We start from the raw sequence: 219 nt of genomic DNA, 5'->3' as shown, positions 1-219 counted from the left end.
GCCGAGCGCGAGCGTTTCGCGGTCCACGCGCACCGGGCGGTCCTGCAAAGGCCGCACGATGTCGTCGGCGGCATCCATCAGCGTGTAGAGATCGGTGCCGTGGTTCCAGCCCATGCGCTCGGCCGCGCCGATGAACACTTCGAGCGGCGCATTGCCCGCACCGGCGCCCATGCCCGCGAGCGATGCATCGATGCGGTCGCAACCTTCTTCCACGGCCAC

The 219-nt window shown here is 69.4% G+C and carries 1 pseudogene; it reads right to left on the bottom strand.

Going from position 1 to position 219, the window contains the following annotated elements:
* Positions 1-219: pseudogene (locus tag U5775_RS39380) on the bottom strand (4-hydroxy-2-oxovalerate aldolase); the annotation flags it as partial.

Source organism: Paraburkholderia sp. J63 (genome assembly GCF_905220245.1).
Taxonomy (GTDB): domain Bacteria; phylum Pseudomonadota; class Gammaproteobacteria; order Burkholderiales; family Burkholderiaceae; genus Paraburkholderia.
Note: the sequence above shows the minus strand (reverse complement) of the source record. Positions and strands in the feature narration are given on the sequence as shown.